Source organism: Acidiferrobacter thiooxydans (assembly GCF_003333315.1).
Lineage (GTDB): Bacteria > Pseudomonadota > Gammaproteobacteria > Acidiferrobacterales > Acidiferrobacteraceae > Acidiferrobacter > Acidiferrobacter thiooxydans.
In genome coordinates this window covers 1,133,505-1,146,920 of sequence record NZ_PSYR01000002.1, presented here as the reverse complement: position 1 = coordinate 1,146,920, position 13,416 = coordinate 1,133,505, and the positions used below count along the sequence as shown (strand labels likewise).

Below are 13,416 nucleotides of genomic sequence, written 5' to 3'. Positions count from 1 at the left end.
CGGGCAAGTAGTATCGCGCTTTTAATTCAGGTCGGATTTATGTTGCGCGGTAGCCTTGTCGCCATCGTGACGCCTATGCGTGATGATGGCGCGGTCGATTTTGCAGCCCTTGACCGGCTCCTCGATTTCCATCTCGAGGCCGGGACGCACGGCATCGTGGCGGTCGGTACCACCGGCGAGGCCTCGACCCTGGATGTCGACGAGCACGTGGCGGTCATCACCCATGTGGTACGGACGTTATCCGGCCGCATCCCGGTGGTTGCCGGGACCGGCGCCAACGCGACGTCCGAGGCTGTCGCGTTGAGCCGCGCGGCGGCCGAGGCGGGCGCCAGCGCCTGTCTGGTTGTGACCCCCTACTACAACAAGCCGACCCAGGAGGGGCTCTTTCAGCATTTCGAGGCGATCGCGCGCGCCGTCGATCTGCCGGTGATCCTGTATAACGTGCCAAGTCGCACGGCCTGCGATCTGCTGCCCGAGACCGTGACGCGACTGGCCGAGGTGCCAGGCATAGTTGGGATCAAGGAGGCCACCGGCAATGTGGATCGCGCGCGCGCCATCCGTGCCGGCTGTCGCCCGGATTTCGCCCTTTATGGCGGCGATGATGCCACCGGCGTGGCGCTCGCGCGCGTGGGCGCCCAGGGGGTGATCTCGGTGACCGCCAATGTCGCGCCGCGTACCATGAGAGAGGTCTGGGAGGCGGTGTTCGCCGGCGACTACGAGGAGGCGCAACGCCGGGACGAGGCCCTTGCGGGGCTCCATCGGGCCTTGTTCGTGGAGTCGAATCCGATTCCGGTGAAATGGGCGCTGCATGCCATGGGCCTTATCGGTCCGCATCTGCGGCTCCCATTGACGCCATTGTCCGAGCCCAGGCGGGCGGCCGTTCGAGACGCTTTACAGCAGGCGGGGATCACGTTATGAGGTATGGATGGTTGGGGGTAGTCGTATTGGTGGGCGCAGGTCTCTCGGGATGCGCCTCTGCGGGGGGCGGGTGCCATGTGCCCGCTTATGTAGTACCCCCACCGGTGCCCCCTCTGAAAATCCCGGCGGGGATGTCCGCGCCTCCGAATCATAGTCGCTACGCGATCCACGATAGCGCGCTTTCGACGACCACCGTGCGGCGCGCGCCCGGTGATGGCCACGAGGCGCAGCCGCCCGGGGGGCCGCTTACGCCGGCCCCCGCGCAACCGCCTACCGACTGATCGGGGCGGTGGGGCGGGTCGGGACAGGAACCCGCAGGCGGACATCGGGGATAATTCAGGGGCGCGGAACGGGCGTGCATGGCAGATCTCACCATAAGGCTTGACGGTCCTGGGGCCGTGGCAGCGTTCCGTGCCGAGCGGTTGCTTCGGCGCCTGGCGCAGGTCGCGCCGGTGACCGGGCTGTCGGCCCGCTATCGACACTTCGTGTGTCTTGGCCGCGCGCTCTCGAGCGACGAGGAGCTCGTGCTCGCCGCACTCCTGGACTACGGTGCGCCGCCGCCGCCGATATCCTCGGACGCGCGCACCTTTGTGGTGGTCCCGCGGTTCGGGACGATCTCGGAGTGGTCGAGCAAGGCCACGGACATCGCGCGACGTTGCGGGCTCGAGGCGGTAACGCGTCTGGAGCGCGGGGTCGTCTGGCGGGTGATGGCGGAACGGGTGTTGACGGCCGACGAGTGCGACCGGATCGCATCACTCATTCATGATCGCATGACCGAATCGGTGCTCGCCGATCCCGACGACGACGCCCCTTTGTGGTCGAGCCGCGCGCCCGCGTGCGGATGCGCGATCGATATCCTGGGCGAAGGGGACGACGCCCTGATGCGTGCCGATCGGACCCTGGGCCTTGCGCTCTCCGAGGAGGAGCGGGGCTATCTCCTGGCCGCCTTCACGAGGCTTGGTCGCAACCCCACCGATACCGAGCTCATGATGTTTGCCCAGGCAAACTCCGAGCACTGCCGACACAAGATCTTCAACGCCGACTTCGTGATCGACGGCAGGCCTTGCGAACATACGTTGTTTGCGATGATTCGCGAGACCGCCAAGGCGAGCCCCGGTGGGCTCCTCAGCGCCTACGCCGACAACGCCGCCATCGTCGAGGGCGCAATCCTGGGTTCGCGCCTGTTCGTCGACGAGCGGACGCGGTGTTATACCGCGGGGCAGGAGCCGGTCCCCATTCTGCTCAAGGTCGAGACTCACAATCACCCGACGGCGATCTCGCCCCATCCGGGGGCCGCGACTGGCGCCGGTGGCGAGATTCGTGATGAGGGCGCGACCGGTCTCGGGGGCCACCCCAAGGCCGGCCTTGTGGGTTATTCGGTAGCCGATCTGCGCCTGCCCGATGCCCCCCGACCCTGGGAGGTCGAGCGCGGTGCGCCCCATCATCTGGCGAGCGCCCTCGATATCATGCTCGAGGCGCCGGTGGGCGCGGCGGCCTTCAATAATGAATTCGGGCGCCCGGCCATCCTCGGGTATTTCCGGTCCTTCGAGCTTGACAGCGGGGGGACGGTCTATGGTTACCGCAAGCCCATCATGCTGGCCGGCGGCGCGGGATCGGTGCGCCCCATGCATGTGAGCAAACGGGATCTGCCATCCGGCACCCCGCTTTTGGTGCTGGGTGGGCCTGCACTCTTGATCGGTCTCGGCGGTGGTGCGGCCTCGAGCGCCGCCTCCGGCGGCGCGCAGCAGGAGCGGGATTTCGCATCCGTGCAGCGTGGCAACGCCGAGATGCAACGGCGTGCCCAGGAGGTCATCGAGGCGTGCATAGCGCTGGGCGCAGATACCCCCATCCTCTCGATCCACGACGTGGGCGCCGGGGGATTGTCCAATGCGCTGCCGGAACTCGTGCACGGCGCCGGCCGCGGGGCCGACATCGATCTGCGCGCGATCCCCAACGGCCAGCCCCAGATGTCGCCCATGCAGATCTGGTGCAACGAGGCCCAGGAGCGCTATGTGCTTGCGGTTCGCGAGGAGGCGTTGGCGGACTTCATGGCCTTATGCGCGCGCGAGCGGTGCCCGGTTGCGGTCGTCGGGCGGGTGACCGAGGAGCCGAGGCTCAGGGTGCGCGACGCCTATTTTGCCGATCGCGGGGCCCCCGATCCGGTCGATCTCCCGCTGGCGCTGTTTCTGCGCGATCCGCCGCGCATGCATCGTGAGGCGCGATCGGTCCGCCGCCCGGCGCGGCTGCTTGCCACGCGTTCGCTCGACCTCCATGACGCCATCGCGCGTGTGCTGACGCTGCCGGGGGTGGCAAGCAAAGAGTTTCTGATCACGATCGGTGATCGCAGTATCTCCGGGCTTGTGTGTCGCGATCAGACGGTGGGCCCCTGGCAGGTGCCGGTCGCCGATGTCGGGGTGACGGCGACCGGTTATCACGATATCACCGGCGAGGCCCTGGCCATAGGCGAGCGCGCGCCGATCGCGGTCATCGATGCGGCGGCCTCGGCGCGCATGGCGATAGGCGAGGCGCTCACGAACCTGGCGGCGGCGCGCATCCGCCGCCTGCCCGACGTCAAGCTGTCTGCCAACTGGATGGCCAATGCCGGAGGCGAGGGCGAGGACGCCGCGCTCTACCGGGCCGTCGAGGCCGTGGGCCTGCAGTTGTGTCCGGCCCTTGGTATCGCGATACCGGTAGGTAAGGACTCGCTTTCGATGCGCGCGCAATGGACGGTAGCGGGCCGGTCGTGCGAGGTCCAGGCGCCGGTATCTTTGGTGGCCACCGCGCTCGCCCCGGTCATGGATGTGCGCAAGACCCTGACCCCGGTATGTGTGAGCGACATCGAGACCGATCTGCTGCTGGTGGACTTTGGTCATGGCAAGGATCGGCTGGGCGGCTCGGCCTTGGCGCAGGTCTACGGGGTTGAGGGCGGGCGCCCTCCCGATGTGGATGACCCAAGGCTCTTGAAGCTCTTTTTCGGGGTTGTGCAGGCCTTGAACGAGCTTGGTCTCCTGTTGAGTTATCATGATCGTTCCGATGGCGGCCTGTTCGTCACCCTGTGCGAGATGGCGTTCGCCGGAAAGTGCGGCCTGGACATCGATATCACGGGCCTTGGTTTGGACCCGATCGCGGCCTTGTTCAATGAGGAATTAGGGGCGGTCTTGCAGGTGCCGAGCGCCTCGCGCGACGGCATTCTGGGGGCCCTGAAGAAGAAGGGCCTGCTGCGCTATACGAAGCGCATAGGGACCGTACGCCCGGGACGCGACATCGTCATACGTTATTGCGGGCGCGTGTTCCTTGAGGGTGACCGTATGGCCTATGAGCGCCTGTGGGCGGAGACGTCGTTCCGCATGCAGGCCTTGCGCGACGAGCCGCAGAGCGCTGCCGAATCCTATGCCCTGCTCGCCGATCCGGCCGATCCCGGCCTTACCGCGCATGTGCCCTTCGATGTCGCAAGCCCGCTTGCCCCGCACCTGCTCTTGACCAAGCCGCGCGTCGCCATCCTGCGCGAGCAGGGGGTCAACGGGCATCGCGAGATGGCGGCGGGCTTCATGGCCGCGGGTTTCGAGGCCGTGGACGTCACCATGAGCGATCTCTTGGCGGGACGCGAGGCGCTGGCCGGTTTTGCGGGCTTTGCCGCGTGCGGCGGATTCTCGTTTGGCGACGTCCTTGGGGCGGGCGGGGGGTGGGCCAAGTCGATCCTATTCCATGAGTCGCTGCGTGCGCAGTTCGCGGCGTTCTTTGCGCGCCCCGAGACCTTCGCCCTGGGGGTCTGCAACGGCTGCCAGATGATGGCCCATCTGCGGCCGTTGATCCCGGGGGCCGATTCCTGGCCGCGGTTCGAGCGCAATCGCTCGGAACAGTTCGAGGCGCGCACGGTATTGGTGGAGATCCCGGACAATCCCTCGATCCTCCTGGCGGGCATGGCGGGCGCGCGCCTGCCGGCGCCCGTCGCCCATGGCGAGGGGCGGGTGGCGGTGACGCAAGAGGCCCGTGCCCGGCTGGAGCACGACCGGCTCGTGACGGCGCGTTACGTGGATCACTACGGGCGCCCGACGGAGGTCTATCCCCGCAACCCCAACGGCTCGACCGGCGGCATCACCGGCCTCACCACCCCGGATGGCCGTTTTACCGTGCTCATGCCGCATCCGGAGCGCGTGATCCGCACGGTGACCAACTCCTGGCACCCGCCGGACTGGGGCGAGTATGGTCCGTGGTTCGAGATCTTCCGTAATGCGCGGCGGTTTGTGGGCTAGCGGCCGGGCGAGAGCAGGGCGGCAATGAAGTCTTCGCGGTCGATGCCGAGCGCGGAGATGTCGGGCAGGGCCAGGCCCAGGGTCTCCTCGTCAAAGGATCGGCCGATGAGCGCCGACAGATCGAGGCCAGTGGCCCCGGCAGGTGCCGCATAGAGCCGCGCCGCCGCTATGCGTTGATCACGGATGGCGAGTGACACGGTGAGCGGTCCGCCCGGTGTGGCGATGGCGCGCTGACAAAGGTACAGGCCCTCGCGGACCTTGAAAAGCGACCGCGGCCGCGTTTCGCCGTCGTCGATGACGTCGGCGGAGCTGAGTTCTCGGGCCACCTCGCGGGCCTTGGCCACAAGACATGCCGAGACCGGTCGCGGTGTAAGGCCGCCCACGAGCGGCGCGAAGGCCTCGGCGAGGGCGGCCTTCACCGCTTGGGCCGACGGTCGTGACCCCGTCTCGGTATGGAGCGAGGTGAGCCCCTCTTCGAGGGCCGCCTTCAGGGCCGGGCGCAGGCCTTCATCCGGGAGTTGCACGATGTGCTGCATGAGATCGATGTCGAAATCGATGAGGATGCTGCCTACGAAGCAGAAGTGGCCGTCTATGTCCCCCGCCCCCTGTCCGCCGATTTTGCGTCCCGTTTGCGTGACAATATCATTGATCGGACGCAGCCTCGTGGCCACGCCGAAACGGCGATAGACCGCGATCGGGGCCTGCGAGAGGTACCGGTAGGCCTCCTCGACGCGACTGGGTACGAGGGCGTGGGGCCGTTTCAGGACCAGGGTGTAGAATATCTGGCCGGGACCGAGGAGCACCATGCCCCCGCCCGTCTCGCGGCGCATGACCGGGATGCCATGATCCCGGCAATAGTCGCGGTCGACGGTGGTGGCGGCGTCATCGAATGTCCCCAGGCTCACGAACGACTGCGCGGGCTCGATCAGGATCAATCCTTCCGCGCCCAGGCGCGCCAGGGCATGGAAATAGGCGATGGGCAACAGGGCGCTATTGTCGAGGGGTTCAAAGAGCTGCACGAGGTTTCCTGGGGCGCCTGACGCGAAACGCGCCTATTCTAACAGGAGAGGGGGAGGATGGATCAGGATCTGAAGGCGGTTCACAAGGCGCCGCTCTTTTCCGGGCTGTTCCCGGAGGAACTCGAGCGCCTGTTGGCCCATGCCCGGCGTCGGTCGCTCAAGGCCCATGAGATGTTGTTCGCCGAGGGCGACAAGGCCTGCGCCTTCTATTTCATCGTGGAAGGCTCGGTGCGGCTCTATCGTCTGTCGCCGCAGGGTGATGAGAAGGTGATCGAGATCCTCATGGCCGGCCAGACCTTCGGCGAGGCCGTGGTGTTCCTGGGCGGCCATTATCCGGTATACGCCGCCGCCCTTTCGGACGCCGCGCTCGTGGAGATACCGACCGACGACTTCGTGCGTGTCCTGAAGGCCAACGGCGAGATCGCGTTGCGCATGCTGGCCAGCATCAGCATGCGTCTGCACCAGCTCATCAATGATGTTCAGGCCCTGACGCTCGAGACCGCCGGCCAGCGCGTGGCGGGCTACCTGCTCGACCAATGTCCGGTCGATGCCCATGCCGCCGACATCCATATCCAGGTCCACAAGAACGTCGTGGCCTCGCGGCTCGGCGTCAAGCCCGAGACCTTCTCGCGCGTGCTCGCGACCTTGCGGGATCTTGGGCTCATCTCGGTCGCAGGCAACGACATCCATATCGCCGATCGCGCGCGGCTCGTCCGATGGCGGGATCAGGCCGGGCCTGGCAGCGGTTCTTGATGGCCGTCAAGGCTCGTGAGGCGCTTCGATATTTAGACTCGGGCCAAGGAGTGTAGAGGATGACGGAATACCGCGGATGTGAGTTGCCGGATGATCTATTCTACGATCTCGATTATGTGTGGGCGCGCCCCGATGACAACGGCCTCATCGTCCTTGGCATCACCGATGCCGCCCAGACCATGGCCGGGCGCGTTCAGAAGATCCGCATCAAGAAGGTCGGTACGCATCTGAACAAGGGACGCCATGTAGCCACCCTCGAAAGCGGCAAATGGGCGGGCGGCGTGCCGTGCCCCTTCGAGGGCACCGTCGAGGCGGTCAATGCCGCGGTCCTCGAGACCCCACACCTCGTCAACATCGGGCCCTACACGGATGCGTGGCTTGCCAAGGTGCGGCCGGTGGTGCCGGCGGATGCCTTTACGGATCTCGTGACCGGGCCCAAGGCGATGGAGGCCTTGCGCCTGTGGCTGGATCGCTACGATGTCCAGTGCATGCGCTGCGCCGAGCCGTGACGGCGCACGCAGCTGCTGTTATCGTCTGCGGGTCGTCGCGGCATAGGGGGTGAATCGTGCGTATTGGTGAGAAGGGTGAGTGCGGTGGCCCGAGTTTCGACGACCCCTTGGGATTGTTGGCCGCCTGTCACGAACGCATAGAGGGTCATTGCGCGACGCTCGTGCGCCTTGCCGCCCATGTGCGCGTCCATGGCGGGGATAGCGAGGCGCGGGTGGCAGCCGGGCGCGTGCATCATTATTTCGCGCAGGCCGGGCGCTGGCACCATGAAGACGAGGAGCGCGATCTGGCGCCGCTTCTTGCGCATCACGGCGATCCGGCCGTGACCGCACTCATGGCGCGCCTCATGAGCGAACACCGCGTCCTGGAGCAGGCCTACGCACCGCTCGAGCTGGTGCTGCAGGCGCTGCCGACCGCCCCCGGCGATGTGCCGATCGAGCCTTATGTGAGCCTCATGCGCGCGCACATGGCCGCCGAAAACACCATGCTCCTGCCGCGCGCCCGCGCGTTGCTTGCGCCCTCCGAGATCACCGTCCTGGGGCGCGCCATGGCCGCCCGCCGGGGCGTCACGATTCCAGGGCCGTGAGCGCCGGCGTCGGGTCATCCACGAGCGTGGCGACCGCCGGATAGAACTCCTGCTCCTCCTTTTCGTCGTGATGGTGGAGGATCTGGCCCACGGTATCCATGAGCGCCGCGCCCTCGTCGCCGTCGCCCTCATCCAGGGCCTCGGCGATCTCCTCGAAGAACCCGCGCAGGTCGCGATGCCCCTTGCGCAGGATGGAGGTCAGCGCATTGTCATTGCCGTATCGCGCCTCATAGGCCGGAAACAGCCACGTCTCTTCGGCCCCCATATGGCGTTCGATGGCATCGCGGAACCCCTGAAACGCCGCGCGCGCACGCACGAAATCGCCGTCTCCGGTTGCCTGTCGCGCATCTTCGAAGGCGCGATCGAGTGTACGGTGATGGCGCGTGAAGCCATCGATGAGTCGAGTGTTCATGGCGGCCCCCTCGGCGCTTGTCATGCAAGACGCCATCATTACCATATGACCGGGGCCTCGTCATCCTTGATGGCTGTCAAGGAGCGGCGGAGACTGTCGCTCGTAGAGTGGCGTCAAGGCTATAGGCGGAGGTGGAACGATGGAGGTACGACTGCTGGTATCAAAGTGGTGCCCGGTATGCCCACAGGCCGAGCAGGTGTGGAGTGAGGTGGCGCGTCGCGAGCCGATCGATTATCAGGTCCTGGACATCGCCGAGCCCGCCGGCCGGGCGCTGGTCGCGAAACTTAGGGTACGGACCGTGCCGGCGCTGGTCGTGGATGGCAAGCTTACCGCCGTCGGCCTCCAGTCCCTGGGAGACGCCCTGAAGATCGCGCAGCAGGCGGCATGAAGGCCGAGCGCCCCCCGGCGATCACCATCCGGCGCGTCTACGAATCGCCGGAGCCCGGCGAGGGCCCACGGTGGCTCGTGGATCGCATCTGGCCGCGTGGGCTTACGAAGGCCGCCGCGGGGCTTGCCGGCTGGGCGAAGGATGCGGCCCCGAGTTCGGTCCTGCGCCAATGGTTCGGCCACGAGCCGGAACGGTTTGCGGAATTTCGCCGCCGCTATCTCGCCGAATTGCGCGCCTGCCCCGAGGCGAGCGACGCGCTTATAGCGGCCGCCCATGCGGGCCCCCTAGTGCTCGTGTATGCCGCGCATGATGAGACGCACAATAACGCCGTGGTGTTGCGCGAATATCTGATGGAACGTATGCGTGCGTGAGGCCGCGTTTCTGGCGCTGATCGCTCTCCATCTGTTGGCCGCCACCACCTGGGTGGGCGGCGTCTTGTTTTTCGTGTTCGCGGTCGTGCCCGCGGCGCGCGCCGCGCCCTCGGCGGGCATCCCCGAGGCCGTGGGCCGCGCGTTCCGGCCGGTCGCCTATGTGGCGCTCGGCACGCTGATCGTGACCGGCCCCTTGCTGCTCCTGCTGCAGGGCATCGGCCCGCGAACCCTGGCCCAGGCGCGCTTTTGGATGAGCGCCTTCGGGACGACCCTCGCTATCAAGGCGGCCCTCGTGGCGCTGGTCCTGGCGCTCACGGTCTGGCATGACGCGGTACTGGGCCCGCGCGCCGAGCGTACCCACAAACCGGGCGCTACGCGCCTCGTAGGGCGCGCCATAGGCCTGCTGTCGGTCGCGATCCTGCTCGCTGGTCTGTTATTGACCCAGGGCCTCTAGCAGCCCGTCGTCTGCCGCGCTCGGGCCGGGAAGCGTCGGCGACGGATGGCCGGTCGGCCCCTCTGTCGTATCTTGCTGCAGCGCCCAAAGTCGCGCGTAGAGACCGCCGCGCGCAATCAGCTCGCGGTGGCGTCCGCGTTCCACGATGCGTCCGGCGCGCATGACCAGGATCTGGTCGGCGTGTTGTATCGTGGCGAGCCTGTGGGCGATCACGATCGTCGTGCGCTGGTGGGCGAGCAGTGCCAGGCCCTCCTGTACCGCGCGTTCGGATGCCGCATCAAGGGCCGATGTCGCCTCGTCGAAGAGCAGGATGCGCGGTTCTTTCAGCAGGGTCCGGGCAATCGCCACGCGCTGCTTCTCACCACCTGAGAGCTTCAGGCCGCGCTCGCCCACGCGTGTGTCATAACCCTGCGGCAGGGTGGCGATGAAGCCGTCGAGATGCGCAAGATCGGCCGCGGCCCGCACCTCTTCGAGATTCGCCCCCGGGCGCCCGTAGGCGATGTTGGCATACAACGTGTCGTTGAACAGCACCGGGTCCTGCGGGACCACGCCCATGGCCCGCCGCAGGCTTTTTTGCGTCACGGCGCGGATGTCCTGGCCATCCACGCGGATAGTGCCGGCATCCGGGTCGTAGAGGCGTGCCAGGAGCCTCACGAGCGTCGATTTCCCGGACCCGCTTGGTCCTACGACTGCGGTGGTCGAGCAGGGCGCCACGGTGAAGTCGACATCATCCAAAAGCGCCTGGCCGCCGTAGGAGAAGCTCACATGCTCGAACCGCACCCCACCGTGCGTAACTGCAAGATCAGGGGCCCCCGGCGCATCGGTGATGGTGGAGGGCACGTCGAGCAGGGCGAACATGCGCTCCATGTCGGCCAGGGAATGCTTGATCTCGCGGTAGACGGCCCCGAGGAAATGTAGTGGCATGAACAGCTGTATCAGGAAGGCATTGACCAGTACCAGGTCACCGATATTCATCCGGTGTTCGGCCACCCCGCGCGCGGCCAGCAGCATAAGGCCGCCGATCCCGAGTGCGACGATCGCCGATTGGCCGGTGTTCAGCAGGGCAAGCGAGGACTGACTGCGCACCGCGGCATCCTCCCATTGCGCGAGGTGGGCATCGTAGCGCTTCGATTCATAGTCTTCGTTTGCGAAGAATTTCACGGTCTCGTAGTTCAAGAGACTGTCGACCGCGTGGTTATTGGCGCGCGAATCCATTTCGTTCATCGATCTCCGGAAGACCGTCCGCCATTCCGTCACAAACAGTGTAAAGCCGGCATAAGCCGCCAGTGTCGCAAACGTGATGATGGCGAATTCCAGGCGGAACTTGGCGATGAGGATGCCGGCCACGAGCGCGATCTCGACTATCGTCGGGATGATGTGAAACAAAAGGATGTTCAGGAGCAAGGCGATGCCGCGGCTACCGCGTTCTATGTCGCGCGCCACAGCCCCGGTCTGACGGTCGAGATGAAAGCCCAGAGGTAGGGCATGGAGGTGACGAAACACGGCGGTGGCGGCGCGCCGCACGGCACGTTGCTTCACGCGTGCAAACACGAGGTCGCGCAGTTCTCCAAAGAGCGCGTTGGCGAATCGCAAGGCGCCGTAGGCGGCAATGAGCGCCACCGGCACGATGAGCGCTGGTTCATGGACATCGAGGCGGTTGACGATGTTTTTGAGGACCAGGGGCACGCCCACGCCAGCGGCCTTGGCCACGGTGAGCGAGATCAGCGCCAACGCCACTCGTATGCGGTATTCCCAGAGGTAGGGGAGCAGCTTCTTGATCGTAGACCACAGCAGGCCGCGCGCCATGGGCGTATCCCGTCGGTCCCCGCTGGGGGGCGGACCGGACCGCCTTTCCAGGCCGCGCACGACCTTTAGGCCAGTCGCTTGTATTTTATGCGCGTAGGCCGGTCGGCCTCCACCCCCAGGCGGCGCTTGCGATCGGCTTCGTAGTCCGCGTAATTGCCCTCGAACCACACGACGCGGCTATCGCCCTCGAAGGCCAGGATGTGGGTCGCGACGCGATCCAGGAACCACCGATCATGGGAGATCACGATGGCGCAGCCGCCGAATTCGAGCAGGGCCTCCTCCAGGGCGCGCAACGTGTCGACGTCGAGATCGTTGGTTGGCTCATCGAGCAGCAGAAGATTGCCGCCGCTCCTCAGAAGCTTCGCCAGATGGACACGGTTGCGTTCGCCCCCGGACAGATCCTTGACGAGTTTCTGCTGGTCGGCGCCCCGGAAATTGAAGCGTCCGGCATAGGCGCGCGAGGATACCTCGCGGCGACCCAACAGAATCATATCCGATCCGCCAGAGATCTCCGCCCATACCGACTTATTGCCATCCAGGGCGTCGCGGCTCTGGCTTACGTAGGCCGGGACCACCGACGGTCCGATGCGTAGCGACCCCCCGTCCGGCTGCTCCTCGCCCACGATCATGCGAAACAGTGTGGTCTTGCCGGCGCCGTTCGGCCCTATGACCCCGACGATCCCGCCGGGCGGCAGCTTGAAGTTCACGTGCTCCATGAGTACGCGATCACCGAAACTCTTCGTGAGATCCGCGGCCTCCACGACCAGATCCCCGAGCCGCGGGCCCGGCGGTATGAACAGGTCCTGGGTCTCGTTGCGCTGTTCGACATCCTGTGCCACGAGCGTCTCGTAGGCGGCAAGTCGTGCACGGCTCTTGGCGTGCCGGCCCTTGGGCGCGGTGCGTACCCATTCGAGCTCGCGCTTTATGGTGCGCTGGCGCGCGGACTCCTGCTTCTCCTCGATCGCGAGGCGCTTCTCCTTTTGTTCGAGCCATGAGGAGTAATTGCCTTCCCAGGGAATGCCCTGACCGCGGTCGAGTTCCAGGATCCATCCGGCTACGTTGTCGAGGAAGTAGCGGTCATGCGTCACTGCCACCACCGTCCCCTTGTAGTCCTTGAGGAAGCGTTCGAGCCAGGCGACCGACTCGGCATCCAGGTGGTTGGTGGGCTCATCGAGCAACAGCATGTCCGGTTCCGACAGCAATAGCCGGCACAACGCCACACGGCGACGCTCGCCCCCGGACAGTACTGTGACGTCGGCGTCGAAGGGTGGTAGGCGCAAGGCCTCGGCGGCAATCTCCAGTTTACGGTCCAGTTCCCAGGCGCCGACGGCGTCGATCTCGCTTTGAACCTGGGCCTGCTCCTCGATCAGGGCGTTCATCTGTTCATCGGATAGCGGTTCGCCGAATCGGAGGCTTATGGCATTGAAGCGCTCGAGCAGGGCCTTGGTGGCCGCCACCCCCTCCTCGATGTTTCCGCGGACATCCTTGGTCGGGTCCAGTACCGGTTCCTGGGGGAGGTAGCCTACGCGCGTGCGCGCGGCCGGACTGGCCTCGCCGTCGAAATCGCGGTCCACGCCCGCCATGATCCGCAGCAGCGTCGATTTTCCAGCGCCATTCAATCCGAGCACGCCGATCTTGGCGCCCGGGTAGAACGATAGCGAGATGTTCTTCAGGATCTCGCGCGACGGCGGGACGACCTTGGTCACCCGCTGCATGGTGAATATGTAGGGAATCGGCATGCGTCCAGTATACACTGGGTTTGGCGAAGTTTCTCTCGCCTGGTCGGTGTGCCCGAATGGCACCCGCAGGACCCCGTTCATCGCCTCCGCCTCCGGTATCGGACGGTGAATCGGGTAGGCTCCCGGTGCGCACCACCGCACCGCCGGATGTCTCGCTTGAGGTCGGTAGGCGAAGTCATCATAATGCCCGGCGGCATGGCGCATAGCAGG

Annotated in this window: 12 protein-coding genes; 8 read left to right on the top strand and 4 right to left on the bottom strand. The window is 66.1% G+C overall.

From position 1 onward, the window contains the following. The first annotated feature begins 39 nt into the window (after positions 1 to 39). Positions 40 to 918, top strand: a complete 879-nt coding sequence (dapA, locus tag C4900_RS12570; protein ID WP_114283191.1) for a 4-hydroxy-tetrahydrodipicolinate synthase — start codon at positions 40 to 42, stop codon at positions 916 to 918. A 359-nt stretch (positions 919 to 1,277) separates the two neighbouring features. After that, complete coding sequence (purL, locus tag C4900_RS12565; RefSeq protein ID WP_114283190.1) at positions 1,278 to 5,171, top strand: phosphoribosylformylglycinamidine synthase; 3,894 nt, start codon at positions 1,278 to 1,280, stop codon at positions 5,169 to 5,171. Here the strand turns inward: purL and C4900_RS12560 are convergent. Then, positions 5,168 to 6,190, bottom strand: a complete 1,023-nt coding sequence (locus C4900_RS12560; RefSeq protein WP_065970363.1) for a lipoate--protein ligase family protein — start codon at positions 6,188 to 6,190, stop codon at positions 5,168 to 5,170. The two genes, purL and C4900_RS12560, sit on opposite strands and share 4 nt — an antisense overlap. 57 nt (positions 6,191 to 6,247) lie before the next feature. On the opposite strand from C4900_RS12560, the gene C4900_RS12555 reads away from it, so the two are divergent. Genes C4900_RS12555 through C4900_RS12545 form a run of 3 tightly spaced genes read left to right on the top strand, consistent with a single transcriptional unit; the run spans position 6,248 to position 8,036 of the window. Continuing rightward, complete coding sequence (locus C4900_RS12555) at positions 6,248 to 6,943, top strand: Crp/Fnr family transcriptional regulator (RefSeq protein ID WP_065970359.1); 696 nt, start codon at positions 6,248 to 6,250, stop codon at positions 6,941 to 6,943. 59 nt (positions 6,944 to 7,002) lie between these two features. Continuing rightward, positions 7,003 to 7,452, top strand: a complete 450-nt coding sequence (locus C4900_RS12550) for a biotin/lipoyl attachment domain-containing protein (protein ID WP_065970357.1) — start codon at positions 7,003 to 7,005, stop codon at positions 7,450 to 7,452. A 56-nt stretch (positions 7,453 to 7,508) separates the two neighbouring features. Next, positions 7,509 to 8,036, top strand: a complete 528-nt coding sequence (locus C4900_RS12545; protein ID WP_211306947.1) for a hemerythrin domain-containing protein — start codon at positions 7,509 to 7,511, stop codon at positions 8,034 to 8,036. Here the strand turns inward: C4900_RS12545 and C4900_RS12540 are convergent. Further along, complete coding sequence (locus C4900_RS12540; protein WP_065970369.1) at positions 8,017 to 8,448, bottom strand: hemerythrin domain-containing protein; 432 nt, start codon at positions 8,446 to 8,448, stop codon at positions 8,017 to 8,019. The two genes, C4900_RS12545 and C4900_RS12540, sit on opposite strands and share 20 nt — an antisense overlap. Positions 8,449 to 8,587: 139 nt before the next feature. Here C4900_RS12540 and C4900_RS12535 point away from each other — a divergent pair, with 139 nt between their 5' ends. The 3 genes from C4900_RS12535 to C4900_RS12525 are packed head-to-tail and all read left to right on the top strand — an operon-like array spanning position 8,588 to position 9,661. After that, complete coding sequence (locus C4900_RS12535) at positions 8,588 to 8,836, top strand: thioredoxin family protein (RefSeq protein ID WP_065970355.1); 249 nt, start codon at positions 8,588 to 8,590, stop codon at positions 8,834 to 8,836. Beyond that, positions 8,833 to 9,207 (top strand): DUF488 domain-containing protein, encoded by a 375-nt coding sequence (locus C4900_RS12530; protein ID WP_065970353.1) that lies wholly within the window; start codon positions 8,833 to 8,835, stop codon positions 9,205 to 9,207. The genes C4900_RS12535 and C4900_RS12530 overlap by 4 nt, the downstream gene beginning before the upstream one ends. After that, on the top strand, positions 9,200 to 9,661 hold the full coding sequence (locus C4900_RS12525; protein ID WP_065970351.1) for a hypothetical protein: 462 nt from the start codon (positions 9,200 to 9,202) through the stop codon (positions 9,659 to 9,661). The genes C4900_RS12530 and C4900_RS12525 overlap by 8 nt, the downstream gene beginning before the upstream one ends. Here the strand turns inward: C4900_RS12525 and C4900_RS12520 are convergent. Next, entirely contained in the window at positions 9,641 to 11,467 is a 1,827-nt protein-coding gene (locus C4900_RS12520) for an ABCB family ABC transporter ATP-binding protein/permease (protein ID WP_065970349.1), read from the bottom strand. The genes C4900_RS12525 and C4900_RS12520 overlap by 21 nt on opposite strands. A gap of 65 nt (positions 11,468 to 11,532) precedes the next feature. Continuing rightward, entirely contained in the window at positions 11,533 to 13,206 is a 1,674-nt protein-coding gene (gene ettA / locus C4900_RS12515; protein WP_211306946.1) for an energy-dependent translational throttle protein EttA, read from the bottom strand. Positions 13,207 to 13,416: the final 210 nt, after the last annotated feature.

What these genes read in the sequence shown, in the direction of transcription:
- C4900_RS12530 (WP_065970353.1), top strand. Translation starts at nt 8,833, where the DNA reads ATGAAGGCCGAGCGCCCCCCGGCGATCACCATCCGGCGCGTCTACGAA.
- C4900_RS12540 (WP_065970369.1), bottom strand. Translation starts at nt 8,448, where the DNA reads ATGAACACTCGACTCATCGATGGCTTCACGCGCCATCACCGTACACTC.
- ettA (WP_211306946.1), bottom strand. Translation starts at nt 13,206, where the DNA reads ATGCCGATTCCCTACATATTCACCATGCAGCGGGTGACCAAGGTCGTC.
- C4900_RS12535 (WP_065970355.1), top strand. Translation starts at nt 8,588, where the DNA reads ATGGAGGTACGACTGCTGGTATCAAAGTGGTGCCCGGTATGCCCACAG.
- C4900_RS12520 (WP_065970349.1), bottom strand. Translation starts at nt 11,467, where the DNA reads ATGGCGCGCGGCCTGCTGTGGTCTACGATCAAGAAGCTGCTCCCCTAC.
- dapA (WP_114283191.1), top strand. Translation starts at nt 40, where the DNA reads ATGTTGCGCGGTAGCCTTGTCGCCATCGTGACGCCTATGCGTGATGAT.
- C4900_RS12550 (WP_065970357.1), top strand. Translation starts at nt 7,003, where the DNA reads ATGACGGAATACCGCGGATGTGAGTTGCCGGATGATCTATTCTACGAT.
- C4900_RS12555 (WP_065970359.1), top strand. Translation starts at nt 6,248, where the DNA reads ATGGATCAGGATCTGAAGGCGGTTCACAAGGCGCCGCTCTTTTCCGGG.
- purL (WP_114283190.1), top strand. Translation starts at nt 1,278, where the DNA reads ATGGCAGATCTCACCATAAGGCTTGACGGTCCTGGGGCCGTGGCAGCG.